This is a genomic window from Mycobacterium kiyosense (assembly GCA_021654635.1).
Classification (GTDB): domain Bacteria; phylum Actinomycetota; class Actinomycetes; order Mycobacteriales; family Mycobacteriaceae; genus Mycobacterium; species Mycobacterium kiyosense.
This window is the reverse complement of the sequence record AP025179.1, coordinates 5,489,940-5,510,798: the sequence shown is the minus strand read 5'-3', so window position 1 is coordinate 5,510,798 and position 20,859 is coordinate 5,489,940. Positions and strand designations below refer to the sequence as shown.

Below are 20,859 nucleotides of genomic sequence, written 5' to 3'. Positions count from 1 at the left end.
CCCGGCCCCTTCGTGGTATCGGCTTAACCGCGGTATCCGGATTTCGAGATTACTACTTCCGGCAGTGAGAATGATATTCTCCGTGGATGCTCTTGGAGTTTGATGCCGACCAGCGGCTGTGGCAGGACACCGTGCGTGACGTCGTCACCAAGCAGTGTCCGCCGTCCCTGGTGCGCAGTGTCGCCGAGGACGGCGCGGATACCGAACCGCTGTGGAAGCTCTACCGGGAACTGGGCTGGACGGAGCTCAACGACCCGGCCAGTGCGGTGGAATTGGCGATCGTGCTCGAGCAGCTCGGCCACGCCGCCGACCCGACCCCGTTCCTGGCGACCATGACCCAGTTCGCGCCATTGGCCGGGGACCGGTTCGATCCGAACCAGTCCGGCACCGCCGTGTACAGCGGGGTGTCGGCGCGCCGGGACGCCGACGGGTGGGTACTGGACGGCACCGCGCGACATGTGCTGGACGGTGACCGGGTCGAGCGGGTGGCGGTGGTGACCGAGGCCGGTGTGTTCGCCGTCGACGCCGGCCAATTGTCGGCGCGGCGCGAATCGGTGTTCGACCCGGTGCTGCATGTCGCCGATCTGTCGTTCAGCGGGATTCGGGTGCCGGACAGCGACCGGTTGGTCGTCGACCGCGAGCGAGCCCGTCATATCGCGCTGACCGGCATGGCGATCACGATGGTCGGTGCGTGCCAACGCATCCTGGACATGGTGCTCGAACATGTCCGCAGCCGCCACCAATTCGGGGTTCCCATCGGCTCATTCCAGGCAGTGCAGCACAAAGCCGCCGATATGCACGTCGCCGTGCAGCGAGCCCGCGCGTTGTCCTACTATGCGGCACTGACGATCTCGGCCGACGACCCCCGCCGACGGCTGGCCGCGGCGATGGCCAAGGCGTCGGCCGGGGAATGCCAGTCGCTGGTATTCCGGCACGGACTGCAACTGCACGGCGCCATGGGATTCACCTGGGAGAACGACGTGCAGTTCGCGCTCAAGCGCGCGAAGGCGGGAGAGCTGATGCTCGGCGGCGCGGCAGAGCACCGCGCCCTGATCGCCGAGGAGTACCGTGCAGCTGACTTTTGATGCCGACGTCGAGGAGTTCCGGGCGCAGTTCTCGGCCTTTCTCGACGAAAACCTGCCTCCGGCAAGCGAATGCATCGAGCGGCCCCGCTCCGTCTCCCATATGCCGGATTGGGCCCGGCGTTGGCAGCGGCTGCTTTTCGACAACGGCTGGCTGCTGCCGACCCAGCCACCGGAGTTCGGCGGCCGCAACGCGACCGTGCTGCAGCAGTACGTGTACCTGGAAGAACTGTGCCGGCGCCGGATCTACCACAGCCTCAACCCGCAGGGTGTGAATATTGTTGCGGCATCGCTGATCTCGTTCGGCAGCGACGAGCAGAAGCGACGCTGGGCGGTGCCCATCCTGCGCGCCGAAATCACCGCTTCGCTGGGGATGAGCGAGCCCAGCGCGGGTTCGGACCTGGCCTCGCTGCGCACTCGTGCGGAGCTGCAGGGTGATCACTTCGTGGTCAACGGGCAGAAGGTGTGGACCTCCGGCGCGCACGACGCCGACGTGCTGCTGACGTTCGTCCGCACCGACCCGGACGCGCCGAAACACAAGGGCATCAGCGCCTTGGTGATACCGACCGACACCGAGGGTGTGGTGCGGCGGCCCTTCCCATCGGTGTGCGCCGCCGACGACCTGGACTTCAACGAGGTGTTCTTCACCGACGTCAAGGTGCCGGCGGAGAACCTGGTCGGTGAGCTCAACCAGGGCTGGCGGGTCGCCAACGGCTCACTGGGACATGAACGCACGATGATGTGGCTGGGTTTCGCCGACCGGATGGACAACATGCTCGCCGACTTCCATCCCGTGTCGGAGCTGGACCGCGACCAGTACGCCAGCACGATCATGGACAAGCAGGCGCTGCGGCTGCTGGGCTCGGTGGCGCTGGCCCGCGCCTCGCGCGGCGAGGACGACACGGCGGCGATCTCGGTGCTGAAACTGCTTGGCTCCGAAGCGGAATTGCGGATTTCCGAGCATGCGTTGGCGGCCGCGGGCGGCGACGGTTTGGTGCACCCTGGGCTCACCGGACCGTACGCCCCGATGAACCTGGACCACTACTTCGCGAGCTGGTTCGAGCGGTACGCGCGCAGTTTCTCCGGCACCATCGCCGGCGGAACCTCGGAGATCCAGCGCAATATCATCGCCCAGCGGGTGCTGGGCCTGCCGCGCGCCTGAGTGGCGACGCCTGGGACGCCGGGGGTGGCGCTCGCGCGGGGCCGGCTCAGTCGATGACCGCGGCTTCCTTACGCTCGGTGATCGGCCGGGCCAGCTCCTGCTCCTCACAAATGCGTTGCAGTTTCTCGAGAGTCTCGTCCAGGCCGGCGCCGACGCGGGGACCCGGGGTGAAGTCGGCCGGCAGCTTGCGCATGCCCTGGATCACGCCGATGGTCTCGTAGTGCACCGCTCCCTCGGGATCGCAGCGGTAATCCGGCATCCGGTCCAGCACGGCGTTCAGCATCGACTTGAACACCGTGCGAGCCACATTGGACCCGATGCAGCGGTGCACGCCGATGCCGAAGCTGAAGTGGCGGTTGCCCTTGCGGTCCAAGATGACCTCGCCCGGGTCGTGGAATACGGCCGGGTCGCGGTTGGCCATCGCCCACGAAATCCATAGCCGCTCACCCTCTTTGAATTGGGTGCCGTTGACTTCGACATCGTCGGAGAACGTGCGGCCGTCACCCGGTGCCGGGGTGAAGTAACGCAGGAATTCCTCGGTAGCCGCGTCGAGCAGCGCGCCGCGCTCGCGGCGCAGTCGCTCCCGCTCGTCGGGATGGTCCGAAAGCCATTCCAGCGAGTGCGCCGTGAGCGCGGTGGTGGTGTCGAAACCGCCGCCGATCACCAGACCGAGATTGCCCAGGATCTCCAGATCCGGCGCCGGTTCGCCGTCGATGCGCATCTGCAGCAGCCCGTTGACGATTCCGGGCCGAGGGTTCTCCCGGATCTCGATCATGTTGTTGACCATGTCGAGTCCCATGTTGCGGTGCATCTCGGTGACTCGCTCGATGTCCGGCGAGTGCTCCGGGGTGTACACCGCGGCATGGACCGGCTCGCTGTACATGTTCCATTTCTTCAGCGGGATGCCCAGCATCGCCAAAGTCAGCACGGCGGGCACGATATTGGCCAGGTCGTCGACGAAGTCGATGTGGCCTTCTTCGATCTTCTCGTCGAGGCACGCCCGCGTTACCTCGGCGATGAACGGCTCCCAGCGCTTGACCGCGGCCGGCGACAGGTAGGGGTTGAGCACGTTGCGGTAGGTGCGATGCTCGGGATCGTCCATCTCCAGGATGCCACCGCGCACCACGCTGACCCGTCGCGCGGTCGGGATCGAAATCCCCTTTGTAGCCACGGCGTTCCCCCGTGGATGTCATGGTCGTTGGAGACCGCGGGGCACCGTGCCAACTCGAACACCTCGTTGCTGCCCGCGGCGACCCAGTGCCCACCATAGGTGTCGGTCCACGCCATCGGACACTTGGCGTGCATCTCCTCGGTGATGCGGGTGAACTGCGAGCGGTACTCCGGAGAGTGCCGGTCGAAGTGGTAGGTGTTCTTCTTGCGTTCGCGATCAGGATCACGATCTCGATCGCTGTCGGTCACGATGTCATCCACACTCAAAGCCGGGTCTCCCTTGATGTTCAGTCGCTGAGCACGATGGCTTGCTCGGGGCAGGACTGCGCGGCCTCGCGCACTGCGTCCACTTGATCCTCCGGGACCACTTCATTGACGGCCGACGAGCTGCCGTCGATGTCGCTGAGCTGGAACGAATCCGGCGCGATCATGGCGCACAGGGTGTGCCCCTGGCAGCGTTCCGGATCTACCCAGACTTTCACGCAACCTCCTCAGGTGTTTCGGCCGCCGTTGACACCCAGAATCTGACCGGTGATGTAGCTGGCTTCATCGGACGTCAGAAACGAACATGCCGCCGCGATGTCTTCGGGCTTGCCGATCCGGCGCACCGGTGTCCTGGCGATGTTCTGCTCGACGTCGCCGAGGAACCCCTGGGTCTCCGCGTTGCGCAGCATCGGGGTGTCGATGAACCCCGGCGGCACGGCGTTGACGGTGATGCCTTTCGGTCCGTACTCGAGTGCCAGGGACTTGGTGAGCCCGTTGACTGCCGACTTCGCCGCCACGTAGTGCGACATGTAGGGAGTCCCCGAGTGGGTGCTCGACGAGGAGATGTTGACGATCCGCCCCCACTCGGCCTCGAGCATGTCGGGCAGCACCGCCTGAATCATGTGGAAGACGCCGTTGAGGTTGACGTCGATCACCCGCTGCCAGTCCGCGAACGAGATGTTGGTGAATTTCTTGAACCCGTCCAGGCCGGCGGCGTTGACCAGGACGGTGACCGGTCCCAGGCGCTCACGTATCGCCGACAGCGCCGCGTCCACCTGTGAACGGTCGGTCACGTCGGCGGTATAGCAGAGGTCGTCGTCGGAAGGTTTGAGGTCGATCGTGGCGACGTTGCGCCCGTCGGCGCGCAGTCGCTGCGCGACGGCCAGCCCGATGCCGGACCCGCCTCCGGTGACCACCGCAGTCCTCATTTCGGCGACGCCCCGGGCCCGGGTGGCGGCGTAGTCATCTCACCCACAAAGAATCTCCCTTACAATTATGAGAATCGTACTCTCCTGCTGAAGTTGGTGGCAAGTGAGCCGTGAAACCCCGTCCGGCCTGCGACAAGGGGTGCCGCCGGCCGACCGCTGAGCGATTGCACAGCCTACAGAAGGGTGGATTCGGTTCGGCGGCTTTCTTGAGTTCTCGTCTGCCGAATGTAAGATTCGCCCGGGATGAGAATGAAATTATCGTGACCGTCACCACATCAGCCGGCCGGGTAGGGGGTTTCGCCATGTCAGTGCAGGACGCGGTGGAGATCGCAGCTGCCCGCCGGCTGCTGATCGACGGGCGACTCGTCACCACGGATCAGACCTTTCCCTCGATCAACCCGGCCACCGGCGCAGTGCTGGGATACGCACCTGAGGCCGGCGCCGCGGCAGCGCAACAGGCTATCGCGGCAGCCCGGCGCGCGTTCGACACCACGACGTGGTCCACCGACGTCGATCTGCGGATCCGCTGCCTGGACCAACTGCATCAGGCGCTGCTCGACCACGCCGAGGAACTGCGTGAGTTGACGATCGCCGAAGTCGGCGCCACCCGCGCACTGACCCACGGCGCTCAGCTCGACGAGCCGATCGGCATCGTACGGTTCTACGCCGACCTGCTGCGCGACTACGAATTCTCCGAAGACCTCGGCATCAGGGAATCCCGGGGGATCAAGCACCACCGCTGGGTGGAGAAGGAAGCGGCCGGCGTCGTCGGCGCGATCATCGCCTACAACTATCCGAACCAGCTCGCGCTGGCCAAGCTGGCTCCGGCACTTGCCGCGGGCTGCACGGTTATTTTGAAAGGCGCACCGGACACCCCGCTGGTCACCCTGGCGCTCGGTGAGCTGATCGCCGACCACACCGACATCCCGGCCGGCGTCGTCAACGTGCTGAGTTCGTCGGACCCCGCGACGGGTGTCGCACTGACCACCAGCCCGGACGTCGACGTCATCACCTTTACCGGATCCACCGCGGTGGGGCGCAAGATCATGGCCGCCGCCAGCAACACCGTGAAGCGTGTCTTCCTGGAGCTGGGTGGAAAGTCGGCGGTCATCATGCTCGACGACGCCGACTTCGCCGCCGCCGCCATGTTCGCCGCCTTCAGCATGGTCACCCACGCCGGGCAGGGGTGCGCGCTCACCTCCCGGCTGCTGGTGCCCCGTGCCCACCACGACGAGATCGTCGACCTGATCGCGCAGAACTTCGCCAAGGTGCGGCACGGCGACCCGGCCGACCCGAAGACCTACATGGGGCCGCTGATCAACGAGGCCCAGCGGGACAAGGTCGACGGCATGGTGGCCCGTGCGGTCGCCGCCGGAGCCACATTGGTCACCGGCGGCAAAAGACTCGACCCCGGCTACTTCTACGCGCCGACCCTGCTCGCCGGCGTCGACCCGGACAGCGAGATCGCCCAGGACGAGGTGTTCGGACCGGTGCTGGTGGTGATCCCGTTCGAGGACGACGACGACGCCGTTCGCATCGCCAACAACTCCATCTACGGACTGGCCGGAGCGGTGTTCAGCCGCGACCAGGATCGTGCGCTGGCGGTGGCCCGCAGAATCCGGGCCGGATCGTTTTCCATCAACGGCGGCAACTACTTTGGCGCCGACAGCCCGTTCGGCGGTTTCAAGCAGTCGGGGGTGGGTCGCGAGATGGGCGTCGCCGGACTCGAAGAGTTCTTGGAGCGCAAGACATTTGCCGTCCCAGTCATCCCAGCCGTGTCAGCGGCAGAAGGAGAAGTCCCGGCATGAAGCCGCTCGACGGAATCCGTGTTCTCGAAGTCGCCATGTACGGGTTCGTCCCGTCGGCCGGTGCGGTGCTCGCCGAGTGGGGCGCCGAGGTGATCAAGGTCGAGCACGCGGTGACCGGAGACCCGCAGCGGGGGCTGCGCCAAACCGGCATGCTGCGCGTCGAAGGTGACCCCAATCCCAACATCGAGCACGCCAACCGCGGCAAGCGCAGCATCGGCCTGGACATGTCGGTGCCCGAAGGCAAGGAAGTGCTCTATGAACTCGCCCGTCGCTCCGACGTTTTCCTGACCAGCTTCCTGCCCGACCATCGGCAGAAGTTCGGCATCGACGTCGACGACATCCGCGCGGTGAACCCGAAGATCATCTACGCGCGCGGCAGTGCGCTCGGCCCGCGCGGTGCGGAGTCGGTCAAGGGCGGCTACGACATGACGGCCTTCTGGTGCCGGGCCGGAACGGCGGCCACCATCACGCCGATGGGTTATGAGGGCATGATCAATCCGCCCGGCCCGGCCTACGGCGACACCATCTCGGGCACCAACCTCGCCGGCGGCATCGCGGCCGCACTGCTCAAGCGCGAACGCAGCGGTGAACCGTCGATCGTGGATGTGTCACTGCTGGGCAGCGGGCTGTGGTCGCTGGGACACACGGTGGCGTTGACCAACCACCTCAAGCAGCTCATGGTGTCCCCACCGCCCGGCATCCACGGCTCGCCGGTGAACCCCCTGGTGGGTGTCTATCCGACGGCCGACGGCCGCTACATCTCGTTGGTGATGATGCAGCCCGGCAAGTTCTGGGCCGACGTGTGCCGGCACATCGACCGGGAAGACCTGATCGACGATCCCCGGTTCGCCGACGCGGAGACGATCGCAGCCAACACCGCGGATGCGGTCGAGATCTTGACCAAAGTCATCGCCACCCGCACGCTTGCCGAGTGGAGCGAACGCTTTGCGACGCTCGCGGGACCATGGGCGCCGGTGCAGGACACGCTGCAGGCGGCCGATGACGCACAGATCCGGGCCAACGAATACATCGTGCGCGCAGGCGAACTCGAACTGGTCGCCAACCCGGTGCAGTTCGACGTCACCGCTCCGCACACCGGGCCGGCTCCCGGATTCGCCGAGCAGACCGAGGAGATTCTGGAAGAACTCGGACTGGACTGGGATCGCATCATCGAACTCAAGACCGCCGGCGCGGTCACCTAGGACCGCGGATGCCAGCTCAAGCGCACTCGGATCGCCCGATAACGGTTATGCGTTTTCCATTCCCACTGGACGAGCTATGAGTAATAATCGCCGAACGCGTCAAGGCGTGCGGCTTCGGGCGCCCGGCATCGCTTGGAAGCGCCAGCTCACGCAACGGAGCGGAGGACGGTCGTGCGGATGGTAATCGGTAGGGGCCGCACCGGAAGGACGCGCCGTCCCTTGGCATTCGCCCCGTGGATCGCGATGCCGGACAGCGTCGTTGCGGTAAGGCCCCAGTTCGTTCCTGCCGTCTGGAAGGGGTCCGTGGCCGATGGCGAGTAAGGGCGCGGAGCGCTGGACCGCCGGCATCTCGCTGGGGCGCGGTTCCAAGCCCATGGAGGCGGTCGGGGCTCTGTTCGCGATGTCGGCCGACGCCATCAGGTTCGCGTTCCGTCGGCCTTTTCAGTGGCGGGAGTTTCTGGAGCAGTCCTGGTTCGTGGCCCGCGTCGCACTGGCGCCGACATTGTTGGTGGCCATCCCGTTCACCGTCCTGGTCAGCTTCACCCTCAATATCTTGTTGCGGGAGCTGGGCGCTGCGGACCTGTCCGGTGCGGGTGCCGCGTTCGGGGCGGTGACGCAGGTCGGCCCGCTGGTGACGGTGCTGATCGTGGCCGGCGCCGGCGCCACCGCGATGTGCGCGGATCTGGGTTCGCGGACGATCCGCGAAGAGATCGACGCCATGGAGGTGTTGGGCATCAACCCGATTCAGCGGTTGGTGACGCCGCGCATGCTGGCCTCCGGGCTGGTGGCGCTGCTGCTGAACAGCTTGGTCGTCATCATCGGGATTCTGGGCGGTTACATCTTCTCGGTATTCGTCCAGGACGTGAATCCAGGCGCCTTCGCCGCGGGCATCACCCTGCTGACGGGCGTCCCCGAGGTCATCATCTCCTGTGTCAAGGCAGCGCTTTTCGGCCTGATCGCCGGATTGGTCGCCTGCTACCGCGGCCTGACGATCACCGGCGGCGGCGCCAAAGCGGTGGGCAACGCGGTCAACGAGACAGTGGTGTACGCATTCATGTCACTGTTCGTGGTCAACGTGGTGGTAACCGCCATCGGTATCCGGATGTCGGCGAAGTAGCGGATGGGGGTGTAAGGACACACTGTGACGCTGCGAGCCACCTATCCGCGCTTGACGCGGACCCTGCAGAAGCCGGTCGGCAGCCTGGGCCGGGTTGGCGATCACACCCTGTTCTACGGGAAGGCAATAGCCGGAATACCTTTCGCGACCGTCCACTACCGGCGCGAGGTGATCCGCCTGATCGCCGAAATCAGCATGGGCGCAGGCACATTGGCGATGATCGGCGGGACGCTGGTGATCGTGGGCTTCTTGACGCTGGCCGCCGGCGGCACGCTCGCGGTGCAGGGGTACAGCTCGCTGGGCAACATCGGCATCGAGGCGCTCACCGGATTCCTGGCCGCCTTCATCAACGTCCGCATCGCGGCGCCGATCGTTGCGGGAATCGGCCTGGCCGCCACCTTCGGCGCGGGTGTGACCGCACAACTCGGTGCGATGCGGATCAACGAGGAGATCGACGCGCTGGAATCGATGGCTATCCGGCCGGTTTCGTATCTGGTCAGCACTCGAATCGTGGCCGGGATGCTGGCGATCACGCCGCTGTACAGCATCGCCGTCAGCCTGTCGTTTCTGGCCAGCCAGTTCACCACCGTGGTCCTGTTCGGCCAGTCGGGTGGCTTGTATCAGCACTACTTCACCACATTCCTCAATCCCATCGACTTGCTGTGGTCGTTCCTGCAGGCGGTGCTGATGGCGATCACGATTCTGTTGATCCACACCTACTTCGGCTTCTTCGCCTCGGGCGGGCCGGCCGGCGTCGGGGTGGCCACCGGTAACGCGGTGCGCACCTCGCTGATCGTGGTCGTCTCGGTGACCCTGCTGATCTCGTTGTCCATTTACGGTGCCAACGGCAACTTCAACCTGTCGGGATAGGGAGGATGGTGCAGGAAACACGCGCATATCTACGCCCGCTGACGGGCCTGGCGACCATCCTTGTGATCCTGGCGATCGTCGCCGTCGCAGTGGGCTTGTTCCGTAGCGATTTCACCGAGAGCGTGCCCGTCACCGTGGTGTCGCCGCGGGCCGGCCTGGTAATGAACCCGGACGCCAAGGTGAAGATGCGCGGCGTGGTGGTGGGCAAGGTCGAATCGATCGAGGAGCGCCCGAACGGGGAAGCTGTTCTGCACCTGGCGATGCAGCCGTCGCAGATGCATCTGATTCCGCACAATGTGCTCGTCGACATCGCGTCCACCACGGTGTTCGGCGCCAAGTTCGTCGAACTGATGGCACCCGACCAACCGTCGCAGCAGAGCCTGCAACCCCACCAGGTGCTGCAGGGCAAGAACGTGACGGTGGAGATCAACACGGTCTTCCAGCAGCTCACCTCACTGCTGTCGAACATCGATCCCGCCAAACTCAACGAGACTCTCGGCGCCATCGCGTCGGCGATGAACGGCCGTGGTCACAAGATCGGCCAGGCGCTGGCCGACCTGGATGCCTTTCTGGCGAGCCAGGATCCGGCCCTGCCCGCGTTCAGTCACGACCTTTCCGTGCTGCCGGTGGTCAGTGCGGCTTACGCGGACGCGGCGCCCAACTTGATCGGTGCGGCCGACAACACGATCCGGATCAGCAAGTCGATCGTGGAAGAACAACAGAACCTGGACGCGTTCCTGATCAGTTCCATCGGGTTGGCCGACATCGGCAACGAGGTGGTCGGTGGAAACCGGCAGGGACTCACCGATACCCTGCACCTGTTGCTGCCCACCACCAACCTCACCAACGAGTACCACGAAGCGCTCTGGTGCGGTCTGTCCGGATCGCTGGTCAACCTGCACGCACCCAACCTGCCCGAGCCGATGATCAAAGTGCTGGTTTATCTCGGTTTCGGCGCCGAGCGCTACCGCTACCCGAGCAACCTGCCCAAGGTCGCCGCCACCGGCGGGCCGCAATGCTACGACCTGCCGGTGGTGCCGTTCGACAAGGCGCCGCCCTTCGTGGTTGCCGACGTCGGCGCGAACCCCCAGGAGTACGGAAACCCGCAGTTGCTGCTCAACTCTGACGGGCTCAAGCAGTTGCTGTACGGTCCGATCGACGGACCGCCACGCAACTCCTTCCAGGTAGGACAACCCGGATGACCGGCTCACGCGGAATGATCATCAAGTTCGGCGCCTTCGCGCTGATCATGATACTGCTCACCATTTCGTTGTTCTTCATCTTCGGGCAGTACCAAACCGGTTCCACCACAGAGTATTCCGCGCTGTTCACCGACGTGTCGCGCCTCAAGGAGGGGCAGACGGTGCGGGTCGCGGGCGTCCGGGTGGGCACGGTGAACAGCGTCGAATTGCGGTCGGACAAAAAGGTTCTGGTGAAATTCGACGCCAACCGCAGCGTCGTGCTCACCAACGGCAGCCGGGCCGTGATCCGTTACCTCAACCTGGTCGGCGACCGATACCTGGAACTGCTCGACGGTCCCGGATCCACCAGCCCACTGCCCGCCGGCGCGCAGATCCCCATCGACCGCACCGCACCGGCCCTTGACCTCGATCTGCTGCTGGGCGGGCTGAAGCCGGTCACCAAAGGCCTCAAGGCCGAAGACGTCAACGCGCTCAGCGCGGCGCTCCTCGAGGTCTTCCAGGGCGAAGGCGGCACCTTGCAGTCGTTGCTGTCCCGAACGTCGTCGTTCTCGAACACGCTGGCCGACAACGGTGAAACCGTGCAGGCATTGATCGACAACCTCAACACCGTGGTGGGCACCGTGAATGCGGAGGGCACGAAGTTCTCCGGTGCGATCGATCGGCTGGAACGGCTGATCAGCGGGCTGGCGTCGGACCGGGATACCATCGGCGCGGCCATCACCGCCCTGGACAACGGCACCGCCTCGATCGCTGACCTGCTCACCCGGGCCCGCCCGCCGCTGGCCGGCACCGTCGACCAATTGAACCGGCTGGCACCGATTTTGGACAAGGACAAGAACCTCATCGATGTCTCGCTGCACAAGTTGCCGAACAACTACCGCAAGCTGACGAGGCTGGGATCCTACGGCGCCTGGTTCCCCTACTACTTGTGCGGGCTTGCGTTGCGCGTCTCCGACCTGCAGTACCGGACGGTGGAAGTCGGCATCACCCACCAGGTCACCGGGAGGTGCGCGGAACCCGATGCTTAAATACCGCGGGACTCAACTCATTCGGGCCGGATTCATCGGTGTGGTGCTGATCGTGCTGGTGATTGCCGTCGGGTTGTCGCCCGACGCGCTGCTGCAACGGGCGACGACGGTCCGCTATCAGGCGGTGTTCGCCGACGCGGGCGGCCTGGTAACCGGTAACGACGTGACGGTGTCGGGCATCAAAGTGGGCAGCGTTTCGGACATGTCACTCAAAAACGGCGACGTCCTGGTGACGTTCACCGTAAAAGGTGCGGTGCAACTGGGCTCGGCCAGCACCGCGCACATCAAGACCGGTTCGCTGCTCGGACAGCGGGTGCTCACCGTCGACTCCACCGGCAGCGGCACCATGCGCCCCAACGCGGTGATCCCGATATCGCGTACCTCGTCGCCGTATTCGTTGTCCGAGGCGGTGGGCGACCTGGCCACCGACGTCGAGGGCACCGACACCGACTCGCTGAACCGGTCCCTGAACACGCTGTCGACGACGCTGGATCAGATCGCCCCGCAACTGGGTCCGACGTTCGACGGGGTGAGCCGGCTGTCGTCAACCTTGAACGCCCGCAATCAGACTCTGAGCCAGCTGCTCAAGGGCGCCGCGGACGTCACGCACATCCTGTCCGAGCGCAGTCAGCAGGTGAACACGCTGATCCTCAACTCCGACGCACTGCTCTCCATGCTGGTGGAGCGGCGGCAGGCGATCGTGCGGTTGCTGGCCAGCACGTCGGCGGTGGCCAAGCAACTGTCCGGTCTGGTGCACGACAACGAAGCCAAGCTGGCGCCGACGCTGGCGAAGCTCAACTCGGTGACCGCGATGCTGGAAAGCAACCGGGACAACCTCGCCAAGGCGATACCGGGGCTGGCGAAATTCGAACTGACCCAGGGCGAGACGGTGTCCAGCGGGTTCTACTACAACCCGTTCATCCCGAACCTGTTCACGCTGCAGTTCTTCCAGTGGTTGTTCGATTACTCCTTCGGCTTCCGCGCCAACGGCGCGCCAGGGCAGCCGCCGGACAACGCCGGGCCGCGGGCACTGTTCCCGTTCCCCTTCAACCAGAACCCGGGAGGGTCGCGATGACGCGGCTCGAGTCGTTGCTGCGCAACAAGTTCAAGGTCGCGCTGGCCGTCCTGCTGGCCCTGCTGGTGGTCGTGGGCGCAGTGATCGCCGTCCGCAACACGGTGTTCCGGCCGACGAAGATCACCGCCTACTTCCATACCGCCACCGCGATCTATCCCGGCGACGATGTCCGGGTATCGGGCCTGAAAGTGGGCACCATCGAAGCGATCGAGCCGGCGGGAACCCAGGCCAGACTGGTGATGCACGTCGATCACGGGATCTCCATTCCCGCGGACGCCAAAGCGGTGATCGTGGCCCAGAACCTGGTGGCGGCACGCTATGTCCAGCTCACGCCCGCGTATCGGTCCAGTGGCCCCACCATGAAGGACGGCGCGGTGATACCGGTCGAGCGGACCGCGACGCCCGTCGAATGGGACGAGATCAAAGATCAATTGATGAAATTGGCAACGGATTTCGGGCCCAACAGCCAGGTGTCGACGCCGGCGGTGGCACGCTTCATCGATTCGGCGGCCAACGCTCTGGGCGGCAACGGCCAGAAGTTGCGCGATACGCTGGCCCAATTGTCAGCGGTGGCAAGGACTTTCGCCAGCGGCAGCGGTAATTTCGTCGACATCATCAAGAACTTGCAGGCCTTCGTGGGCGCGCTGCGGGACAGCAACGTCCAGCTCGTGCACTTCAACGATCGGCTGGCCACCCTGAGCAGCGTGCTCGACGACAACAAGCCCACCCTCGACGCGGCCCTGACCGACCTGTCCAGCGCGGTCGGCGAAGTCCAGCGATTCATCGCGGGCAGCCGCGAACAGACCGCGGAGCAGATCACCCGGTTGGCTGACCTCACCCAGATTCTCGTCGACAACAAGATGGCCCTGCAGAACGTGCTGCACGTGGCGCCGAACGCAATCGCGAACGCCTACAACGACTATGACCCCGACGTCGGCAACGTCCGCGGTGGGGTCGGCGTGCAGAACCTCAGCAATCCGACGAACGCCTTCTGCTCCCAGATCGGAGCGCTGGAGAACGCCACCTCGGTCGAGACGGGCAAGTTGTGCGGCCTGTACCTGAGCCCGGCGCTAAAGGTGTTCAACCCGTTGACGTTCTTCAACTTCAACTACCTGCCCATCCCGGTGAACCCGATCCTGGCACCGGCTTTCGACCCGAGCAACGTGGTGTACAGCGAGCAGCGATTGGCACCCGGTGGGGCCGGTCCGAAACCGGCAGCACCGGAGTTGCCGCCCGCGGTGTCGGCGTACACCGGACTGCCGGGCGATGTTCCGGAGGCGCCGCCGCCGCCCGGTCCGCCGGCGCGGATCCCTGGCGCCGCGATGCCCGAGCCGCCACCCCCGAGCGTGCCGCAGGAGCCGCCGCCCGCCCCGGCGAGTGTGCCGGAGTTGCTGCTGCCGGCAGAAAGGCCGCAGCCATGACCGTGCGGCGTGGTATTCGACGACTGATGGGCGTGGCCGCCTGCGTGATGCTCACCACGTCCGGGTGTGCGTTCAGCGGCCTGAACTCGCTGCCGTTGCCCGGCGCGGTCGGGCGCGGCCCGGGTTCCACCGACTATCACGTCGAAATCGCCAATGTCGGTACGCTGGAAGCGAATTCGCCGGTGATGATCAACGACGTCATCGTCGGCAGCATCCGGAGCATGTCGGTGCGGGGTTGGCACGCCAACGTCGATATCTCGGTCCAGCCCGGTGTGGTGATCCCGGCCAATGCGGTGGCCAGCGTCGGGCAGACCAGCCTGCTGGGATCGATGCACCTGGCCCTGAACACCCCGCTGGGCCAGGAGCCGAAAGGCAAGCTGCAGCCGGGTGCCACGATCCCGCTGGACCGCACGTCGACGTATCCGTCGACTGAGCAGACGCTGTCTTCGCTGTCGGTGGTGCTCAACGCCGGCGGGTTGGGGCAGATCGGCGACATCATCAACAACTTCAACGCGGCACTGTCCGGACACCCGAAAGAGATCCGCGATCTGCTGCATCGGCTGGACAAATTCGTTGGCACGTTCGACGCCCAGCGCGAAAACCTCGTCGCCTCGATCCAGTCGCTGAACCGGTTGTCCAACACACTTGCCGGTCAGCGTGACGTGATCACGCAGGCGCTCAACAAGATTCCGCCGGCACTCGACGTACTGATCAGGGAGCGGCCCCGGCTCACCAGCGCGCTGAACAAGCTCGGTACGTTCGGCGACACGGCCACCCGGCTGGTCAACGACGCGGGTTCCGACTTGGTCAACAACCTGAAGAACCTCGAGCCGACCATCAAGGCCCTGGCCGACGTGGGCCCGGACCTCGACGCCGCCATCTCGTATGCACCGACGTTCCCGTTCACCCAGGGCTTCATCGACCGCTATGTGCGCGGCGACTACGTCAACGGGTACTTCATCATCGACCTGACGAATTCCGGTCTGCGCAAGAGCATCCTGCGCGGCACCCACTGGGAACGGCTGGGCGCGGAGGGTGTGCCGGCGCCCGGCGACCCGGAGCATCTGCAGTTCCGCTACGGGGCACCGCCGGGAACACCGGGGTCGTTCGCGCCGCCGCCAGGGCTGCCGGCCGCGGTCGCACCGGCGGAGGGGACTGGCTAGATGCTGACTCGCTTCATCCGAATCCAGCTGGCGATCTTCACCATCGTCGGGATCGTCGGGATTTTCGTGATGGTCGTCTACTACATCCAGGCACCGACGCTGCTCGGGATCGGCAAGATGACCGTCACCCTCGAACTGCCCGAGGCCGGCGGCCTCTACCGGTTCAGCAACGTGACCTACCGCGGGGTGCAGATCGGCAAGGTGACTGCGGTCGAGCTGACCGGGCACGGCGCGAAAGCCAAAATGCGCCTTGACACTTCGCCGAAGATCCCGGCGAGTCTGGATGCCGAGGTGCGCAGCATCTCGGCGGTGGGTGAGCAGTACGTGGACCTGCGGCCGCGCACCGACTCGCCGCCGTACCTGCACAACGGCTCGGTGATCGCGGTCAAAGACACCAAGGTCCCCCAGCCGATCGGGCCGGTACTCGACCAGACCAGCGCCCTGATCAACAGCATCCCCAAGGGCAAGATCAGTCAGTTGCTCGACGAGTCGTTCAAGGCGTTCAACGGTGCCAGTTACGATTTCGGGTCATTGTTCGACTCGGCGACGCAGATTTCCGGAGACCTCAACGGTGTTTCCGAGCAGACGCGCCGGCTGACCGAGGACACCGGGCCACTGCTGGACAGTCAGGCGCAGACCGCCGGCGACATCCGGACGTGGGCGCGCAGTCTGGCCGGAGTCACCGGGCAGCTGGCGACCAACGACCCGCAGATCCGCAACGTGCTGGACAACGGACCGGGAGCCTTCAACGAGGCGTCGAAGTTGCTCGACCAGATCAAGCCGACATTGCCGGTGCTGCTGGCCAACCTCACCACGATCGGGCAGATCGGTGTCACCTATCACGCGTCGCTCGAGCAGGTCCTGGTGCTGTTGCCGCCGTTCACCGCGGCGATCCAGTCGTTCCTGGGCACCAAGAGCCCGACCGGATTGGCAACGGGCGCTTTCAATCTCATCATCAGCGACCCGCCCGCCTGCACTGTCGGCTTCCTGCCGCCGAGTCAATGGCGGTCGCCGTCGGACACCACCACCATCGACACCCCGGACGGGTTGTACTGCAAACTGCCCCAGGATTCACCCATCGGGGTGCGCGGCGCCCGCAACTACCCGTGCATGGGGCACCCCGGCAAGCGGGCACCCACCGTCGAAATCTGTGACAGCGACCAGCCTTTCCAGCCGCTGGCGATGAGGCAGCATGCCTTCGGTACCTACCCGCTGGACCCGAACCTGTTGTCGCAGGGGATTCCGCCCGATGACCGGGTCAACTGGAACCGCGAACGGATCTTCGGGCCGGTGGACGGCACCCCGATGCCGCCGGGGGCACCGCCTGCGCCCGGCCAACCGGCGCCGCTACCGCCAGGGTTGGGGCCGCCGGTCGGATCGCAGTTGCCACCCGATCTGCCGCCGCCGGCGCAGCTGAGTCCGATGGGGGCGGTATCGCCCCTCGCACCACTCGATGGTCCGGCTGCGGCGGCACCGCCCGCACCGGCCGCCGCACCGGCTGGGGCTCCCGCCGCGGCGCCAAGTGCGTTTGAACACAACGGATTACCATCGGGTGCGCCGACGGGACCCTCCGTTGCGGTGGCTCAGTACAGTCCGGAGACCGGGAGTTACGTCACCCCGGACGGGCACGTCTTCCGCCAGACGGACCTGGTACCCACAAAGACGCCGAAGACGTGGAAGGACATGTTCCCCATCTGAGCGGGTTTTCGGCATGCGGGCCCGTAGGGCGTCGGCGCGGCGGTTGGGCGTCGGCCGGCCAGACTGGCTCAGCCTATTTTGTCCAGGCGGAACGGCTGCTCGATATACAGGGGGGCGTTCACGCCGCAGGCACCGCTCACCGAAGTGGTGTGTTCCCGGCCCGCCAGGACCGGTGACCCGAGCACGTTCTGACCGGTCACCGGGTCGGCGGGATAGAAGTAAAAACTGTCGTGACCAACCCAGGTGGTGCCGTCTTCGCAGGTCTGCCAATTGGGGATATCGCGCTTGAGGTACCAGTTGGATCCGTCGTGCATGACCAGCGGCGCCGACCAGCCCTGGTCGCTGACCACCTGACCCGTGCAGTCCTGGGCGGTCTCGCACGACGTGGTGATGGTCCAGGTACTGCGCACCACCGGCTCGTCGTGATACACGGTCCGAGTCCGGGCCCAGTCGCCGATCTGGGTGGCGGTGTAGGTCCCGTTGATGGCCGGGTTATAGGCCGCCGCCGGAGCGGCTGTCAGCAAGCCGCCGACCAGACTCGCGGCAACCAGTGCGGTCAGGGGTGCGGTCACCTCTTTTGTCGAACGCATCATCCGTCACTCCTCGACGCGCTGCTTATGGACCTACTGATAGACAGACGTCAAATCCCGGCTCTGCAGAAATAATTAGTACGCTCATACGCCTTCGAATTTCTCGATAAGCCACGAACTGTTGACCTTTTTCAACGTTACCCGAAGGCTGTTGGATGTCACTACGGGTTCCGGCTTTTCCTTGCTCGCTGTTTTCTGTCTGATGAAAACAAGTACGACAGCCGAATTAGCGTTGAGTTCGGCGACCGCGGCCTTGACGACGGTGGCGGTGGTGGTGATCCGGGCCCGCTGCGTCGACGGGCCCACGATCTGATCGGCGAATTGCTGATAGTAGGTCAGATAATCCTCGGTGACCCGGGATTTCGCGTTCGCCAGGTCGCGACCGAGTGTTTCCGGCGAGTAGGACAGCAACGCCACGGCACCTTCGCTGGCAGCCTTGATCACCTGGCGTGTCACCGCGCGGTCGGTCTGCTGGTCCGGGCGGTAGACGGAAAAGTAGTAGCCGACGGCGTACCCGGCCGTGGAAATGACCACAACGGTCAAGAGAATGGCACGCCAATGCGCCAAACAATTGCGTGCCCCGCGCGCAAGGAGGTGGACCGGGCGGCGGCGACCGGCCGACTGCTGACTGGGCTGCTCGACAACCGTCATGGAACGAACTCGACTTTGGCCACCTTGAGCCGGCCACCGTCTCGTTCGACGTTGACCACAAGCCGCCACATCCGGATTTCGGGTTTGTCTTTGTCGGGTTTGGTGAGTTCGGATTTCGCGGCTACCAGCACCACCGCCGAATTTTCGGTCATCGACTGCACGCCGACGGCTTGGATGGTGGCCTTCGCCGTGATCTTCGACTGCTCGAGCGCCTTGACCATGTCCTCGGCGCCCATCAGGACGCCGGCCTTGAATTGTCCGGTGGTTTCGTCGGCGAACCGTTGCATGTCATCGCGCGCTCTGTTGCCGTCGATCGACATCATCGTCAGGACGGCGTTGCGGGCCGCCGCGGCGAATTCCTTGGCGCGCTGACGTTGCTGCTCGGCTTGGTGGTGGTCCCAGACCAGATAGCCGCTGCCCGCCAGCGCGGCGCAGCTGATCAGTAGCGCAGCGACGACGGCTCGGCCTTTGCGTCCCAGCTGAGGCAGCCTGCGGCGGCTGCGCGGCGCCCGGACCGCTTGATCGGCGCGTGTTTCCCCCGCCGCGGCGGCCTCGGCCTGCTCGCGCAAGGCGGTCGCTCTGGCGCGAGCGGACTCGGCGCGTGCTTCGATCGCCGCGAGATCGTCGTGGTGGGTCGTCGAAGTCGGCGCCGGGTCCGAGGCCGCTTCGGTGAGGACAACCGCCCGCGGATTATCGGCGTCGAACGCCTCGTCGGAAAGCTCGCGCGGCGGCATGGATCACCTCCTCGCCCGCAACTATCGAGAGGGCCACATTATCATTGCCGGGACTGCCCGCCCGGTTCCGGTGGTGTTCGATGCATGCGCTCTCCGATAGGGAGAATTTTCTTACCAGCTATGGCCAAGGTAATGAATTTTCCGGACGGCTGTGGCAAATTTAGTTGGTGCGATTCATCGTGGGAGCGGTCGCCGCAGCGCTGAGTGTCGGTGTGCTGGGGGCCCCGCCGGCCGCCGCCGATCCGGCCAGCTGTGACTATCCAGACTGCACGCCGGGCATCGCCGGTCACATGGTGCTCGGCGCCCCGTGTGACAACACCACCTACTACGTATTCGGCACCGCCGACTATTACGTGTCGTTCGCGACCGAACCGGGCCGGCTGATGTTCTGCGGTTCGCCGCGCAGGTACGAGCCGCGCTGGTTCCGCTCGCCACCGATGGTGGGCGTCAAGGTGGAGAACTCGCCGTGCAATGAGTATCCGTCGTACTACGTCGCACAGGCGCCGGACGGCTTGTTCCTGGTTTGCAATCCGCATGACGGGACGCAGCGCTGGGAACGCGGCGACACCTGAGCCCTGCGCTTTGTTTTTCGCGCCAGCGTCCTCAAATGTGCGGTCACCGGCCGGGTTTACCGGCATTTTGCGGACTTTCACCCTCGGGGTGAACAGCGGACACCCCAAGGCCGAGCGGCTAGGAGACTAGGGCCGGTTGTTCGGAATGTTGGGCAGGTCCTGGAATGGGCTGGGCCCGAAGTAATCCCGGTTATGGATGGTTCCGTCCATATCGCGGTGGTGCGCGTCGTGGCAGGTGGACGGATCGAAGTTCGGCCCCCAGGCCGGGTCGAAGGGCAGGCCCGGACACCAGTGATATCCCACGAACGGCCAGGGTGGGTCGTCGGCCGCGGCGGTGGTATTACTTGCCAATCCGAAGCCACTGCTGACCACCAATGCCGCGGCGGCCAGACGCCGAACTGTGTTCATACCAAGCACGGTATCCGAGCGACCGCTCGATGAAAACGAAACCCGGCTAGTCCGCATCGAAGAGCCGCCGGGTGATTCGCAGCAGTTGAGCACGCAACGCGGCGTCGTCGACATCGGCGACCAGAGGATGCATCACCCCGACCGCGATGGCGCCCGAGAGCATCGCCGCAGTGACCCGCGCGTCCTCGGTGCTGTCGCCGACCAGCACCCCGTAGAGCCGGGAGATGAACTGCTGGAACTGTTCCTGCTCGGCGAGCAGTCGCACCACGACCGGATCGAACTGCAGGGTGCTGGCCGCGCCGCGACGTTCGACCGCCAGGTCGATGACCCGATCCAGCAGCACCTCGCGCGCCCGAGACCCCTGCTGGTGTTCCTCGGCGGCTTCCAAAGCCTGCTCGAGACCGCCGAGTTCGCGTTCGGTGAGTGCGACGACGATCTGTTCTTTGGTCTTGAACTGGTGGTAGACCGCGGCTTTCGTCACCCCGACGGCGTCGGCGATCATCTGCAGCGAGGTTCCACCGACCCCGTGTTCGGCGATCAGTTGCAACGCGGCGTCCAGGATCCGCGTCTGCGCGGCGCTGCGCGTGATGAAACGGAACTGGCTCCGCGACTCCGTATCGACCACACGTGCAGCCTAGCCGACCGGCTATTGACCCGAAATAGCCGATCGGCTAGTTTCGTTGGCTGAGCCGACCGTAGCCGCACGATGTCGT

At 65.3% G+C, this 20,859-nt stretch carries 20 protein-coding genes and 1 pseudogene; 13 read left to right on the top strand and 8 right to left on the bottom strand.

Annotated features, from left to right (window positions below):
* Positions 1–86 precede the first annotated feature (86 nt).
* Both L6444_RS25855 and L6444_RS25850 read left to right on the top strand, forming a co-directional pair.
* Positions 87–1,085: an acyl-CoA dehydrogenase family protein gene (locus tag L6444_RS25855; protein ID WP_236978038.1), complete on the top strand. Its 999-nt coding sequence runs from the start codon at positions 87–89 to the stop codon at positions 1,083–1,085.
* Positions 1,069–2,244 carry an acyl-CoA dehydrogenase family protein gene (locus L6444_RS25850; protein WP_236978037.1) on the top strand — a complete coding sequence of 392 codons (1,176 nt, stop codon included), beginning with the start codon at positions 1,069–1,071 and terminating at the stop codon, positions 2,242–2,244. The genes L6444_RS25855 and L6444_RS25850 overlap by 17 nt, the downstream gene beginning before the upstream one ends.
* A gap of 46 nt (positions 2,245–2,290) precedes the next feature.
* Here the strand turns inward: L6444_RS25850 and L6444_RS25845 are convergent.
* The 3 genes and pseudogenes from L6444_RS25845 to L6444_RS25835 all read right to left on the bottom strand — a co-directional run bounded on the left by L6444_RS25845 (position 2,291) and on the right by L6444_RS25835 (position 4,607).
* Positions 2,291–3,681 (bottom strand): annotated as a pseudogene (locus L6444_RS25845) (cytochrome P450).
* Positions 3,682–3,701: 20 nt separating this feature from the next.
* The gene (locus tag L6444_RS25840) at positions 3,702–3,896 is read right to left on the bottom strand and encodes a ferredoxin (protein ID WP_236978036.1); all 195 of its coding nucleotides are present in this window, start codon (positions 3,894–3,896) and stop codon (positions 3,702–3,704) included.
* A 9-nt stretch (positions 3,897–3,905) separates the two neighbouring features.
* Positions 3,906–4,607, bottom strand: coding sequence for an SDR family NAD(P)-dependent oxidoreductase (locus tag L6444_RS25835; RefSeq protein ID WP_236978034.1), 702 nt, complete (start codon positions 4,605–4,607; stop codon positions 3,906–3,908).
* A gap of 260 nt (positions 4,608–4,867) precedes the next feature.
* Between L6444_RS25835 and L6444_RS25830 the strand changes: the two genes are divergently transcribed.
* The 10 genes from L6444_RS25830 (at position 4,868) to L6444_RS25785 (ending at position 17,191) form a co-directional block, all read left to right on the top strand.
* Positions 4,868–6,415 carry an aldehyde dehydrogenase family protein gene (locus tag L6444_RS25830; protein ID WP_370653035.1) on the top strand — a complete coding sequence of 516 codons (1,548 nt, stop codon included), beginning with the start codon at positions 4,868–4,870 and terminating at the stop codon, positions 6,413–6,415.
* The gene (locus tag L6444_RS25825) at positions 6,412–7,617 is read left to right on the top strand and encodes a CaiB/BaiF CoA transferase family protein (protein ID WP_236978030.1); all 1,206 of its coding nucleotides are present in this window, start codon (positions 6,412–6,414) and stop codon (positions 7,615–7,617) included. The genes L6444_RS25830 and L6444_RS25825 overlap by 4 nt, the downstream gene beginning before the upstream one ends.
* Before the next feature lie 310 nt (positions 7,618–7,927).
* Positions 7,928–8,734: an MlaE family ABC transporter permease gene (locus tag L6444_RS25820; protein WP_236978028.1), complete on the top strand. Its 807-nt coding sequence runs from the start codon at positions 7,928–7,930 to the stop codon at positions 8,732–8,734.
* Between the two features lie 24 nt (positions 8,735–8,758).
* The gene (locus L6444_RS25815) at positions 8,759–9,604 is read left to right on the top strand and encodes an ABC transporter permease (RefSeq protein ID WP_236978026.1); all 846 of its coding nucleotides are present in this window, start codon (positions 8,759–8,761) and stop codon (positions 9,602–9,604) included.
* Between the two features lie 5 nt (positions 9,605–9,609).
* Positions 9,610–10,806, top strand: a complete 1,197-nt coding sequence (locus L6444_RS25810; protein WP_236978024.1) for an MCE family protein — start codon at positions 9,610–9,612, stop codon at positions 10,804–10,806.
* Positions 10,803–11,834 (top strand): MCE family protein, encoded by a 1,032-nt coding sequence (locus L6444_RS25805; RefSeq protein ID WP_236978022.1) that lies wholly within the window; start codon positions 10,803–10,805, stop codon positions 11,832–11,834. Before L6444_RS25810 ends, L6444_RS25805 begins: the two co-directional genes overlap by 4 nt.
* Positions 11,827–12,909 carry an MCE family protein gene (locus tag L6444_RS25800; protein WP_236978021.1) on the top strand — a complete coding sequence of 361 codons (1,083 nt, stop codon included), beginning with the start codon at positions 11,827–11,829 and terminating at the stop codon, positions 12,907–12,909. The genes L6444_RS25805 and L6444_RS25800 overlap by 8 nt, the downstream gene beginning before the upstream one ends.
* Positions 12,906–14,330 carry an MCE family protein gene (locus tag L6444_RS25795; RefSeq protein ID WP_236978020.1) on the top strand — a complete coding sequence of 475 codons (1,425 nt, stop codon included), beginning with the start codon at positions 12,906–12,908 and terminating at the stop codon, positions 14,328–14,330. Before L6444_RS25800 ends, L6444_RS25795 begins: the two co-directional genes overlap by 4 nt.
* A complete protein-coding gene (locus tag L6444_RS25790; RefSeq protein ID WP_236978019.1) occupies positions 14,327–15,493 on the top strand; it encodes an MCE family protein in 1,167 nt (388 codons plus the stop codon). Before L6444_RS25795 ends, L6444_RS25790 begins: the two co-directional genes overlap by 4 nt.
* A complete protein-coding gene (locus L6444_RS25785) occupies positions 15,494–17,191 on the top strand; it encodes an MCE family protein (protein ID WP_236978018.1) in 1,698 nt (565 codons plus the stop codon). It abuts the gene before it with no gap.
* A 68-nt stretch (positions 17,192–17,259) separates the two neighbouring features.
* Here the strand turns inward: L6444_RS25785 and L6444_RS25780 are convergent, their stop codons facing one another.
* From L6444_RS25780 to L6444_RS25770, 3 genes are all read right to left on the bottom strand, one after another.
* The gene (locus L6444_RS25780) at positions 17,260–17,781 is read right to left on the bottom strand and encodes an Rv2253/PknI dimerization domain-containing protein (protein WP_236984427.1); all 522 of its coding nucleotides are present in this window, start codon (positions 17,779–17,781) and stop codon (positions 17,260–17,262) included.
* A gap of 84 nt (positions 17,782–17,865) precedes the next feature.
* Entirely contained in the window at positions 17,866–18,432 is a 567-nt protein-coding gene (locus L6444_RS25775) for a twin-arginine translocation pathway signal (protein ID WP_236978017.1), read from the bottom strand.
* Positions 18,429–19,166 (bottom strand): hypothetical protein, encoded by a 738-nt coding sequence (locus L6444_RS25770; RefSeq protein ID WP_236978016.1) that lies wholly within the window; start codon positions 19,164–19,166, stop codon positions 18,429–18,431. The genes L6444_RS25775 and L6444_RS25770 overlap by 4 nt, the downstream gene beginning before the upstream one ends.
* A gap of 167 nt (positions 19,167–19,333) precedes the next feature.
* Here L6444_RS25770 and L6444_RS25765 point away from each other — a divergent pair, with 167 nt between their 5' ends.
* Positions 19,334–19,738: a hypothetical protein gene (locus tag L6444_RS25765; RefSeq protein WP_236978015.1), complete on the top strand. Its 405-nt coding sequence runs from the start codon at positions 19,334–19,336 to the stop codon at positions 19,736–19,738.
* Between the two features lie 126 nt (positions 19,739–19,864).
* Here the strand turns inward: L6444_RS25765 and L6444_RS25760 are convergent, their stop codons facing one another.
* Together L6444_RS25760 and L6444_RS25755 are read right to left on the bottom strand one after the other, a co-directional pair.
* Complete coding sequence (locus L6444_RS25760; protein ID WP_236978014.1) at positions 19,865–20,146, bottom strand: hypothetical protein; 282 nt, start codon at positions 20,144–20,146, stop codon at positions 19,865–19,867.
* A 46-nt stretch (positions 20,147–20,192) separates the two neighbouring features.
* Positions 20,193–20,771, bottom strand: coding sequence for a TetR/AcrR family transcriptional regulator (locus L6444_RS25755; RefSeq protein ID WP_236978012.1), 579 nt, complete (start codon positions 20,769–20,771; stop codon positions 20,193–20,195).
* Between the last annotated feature and the right edge of the window lie 88 nt (positions 20,772–20,859).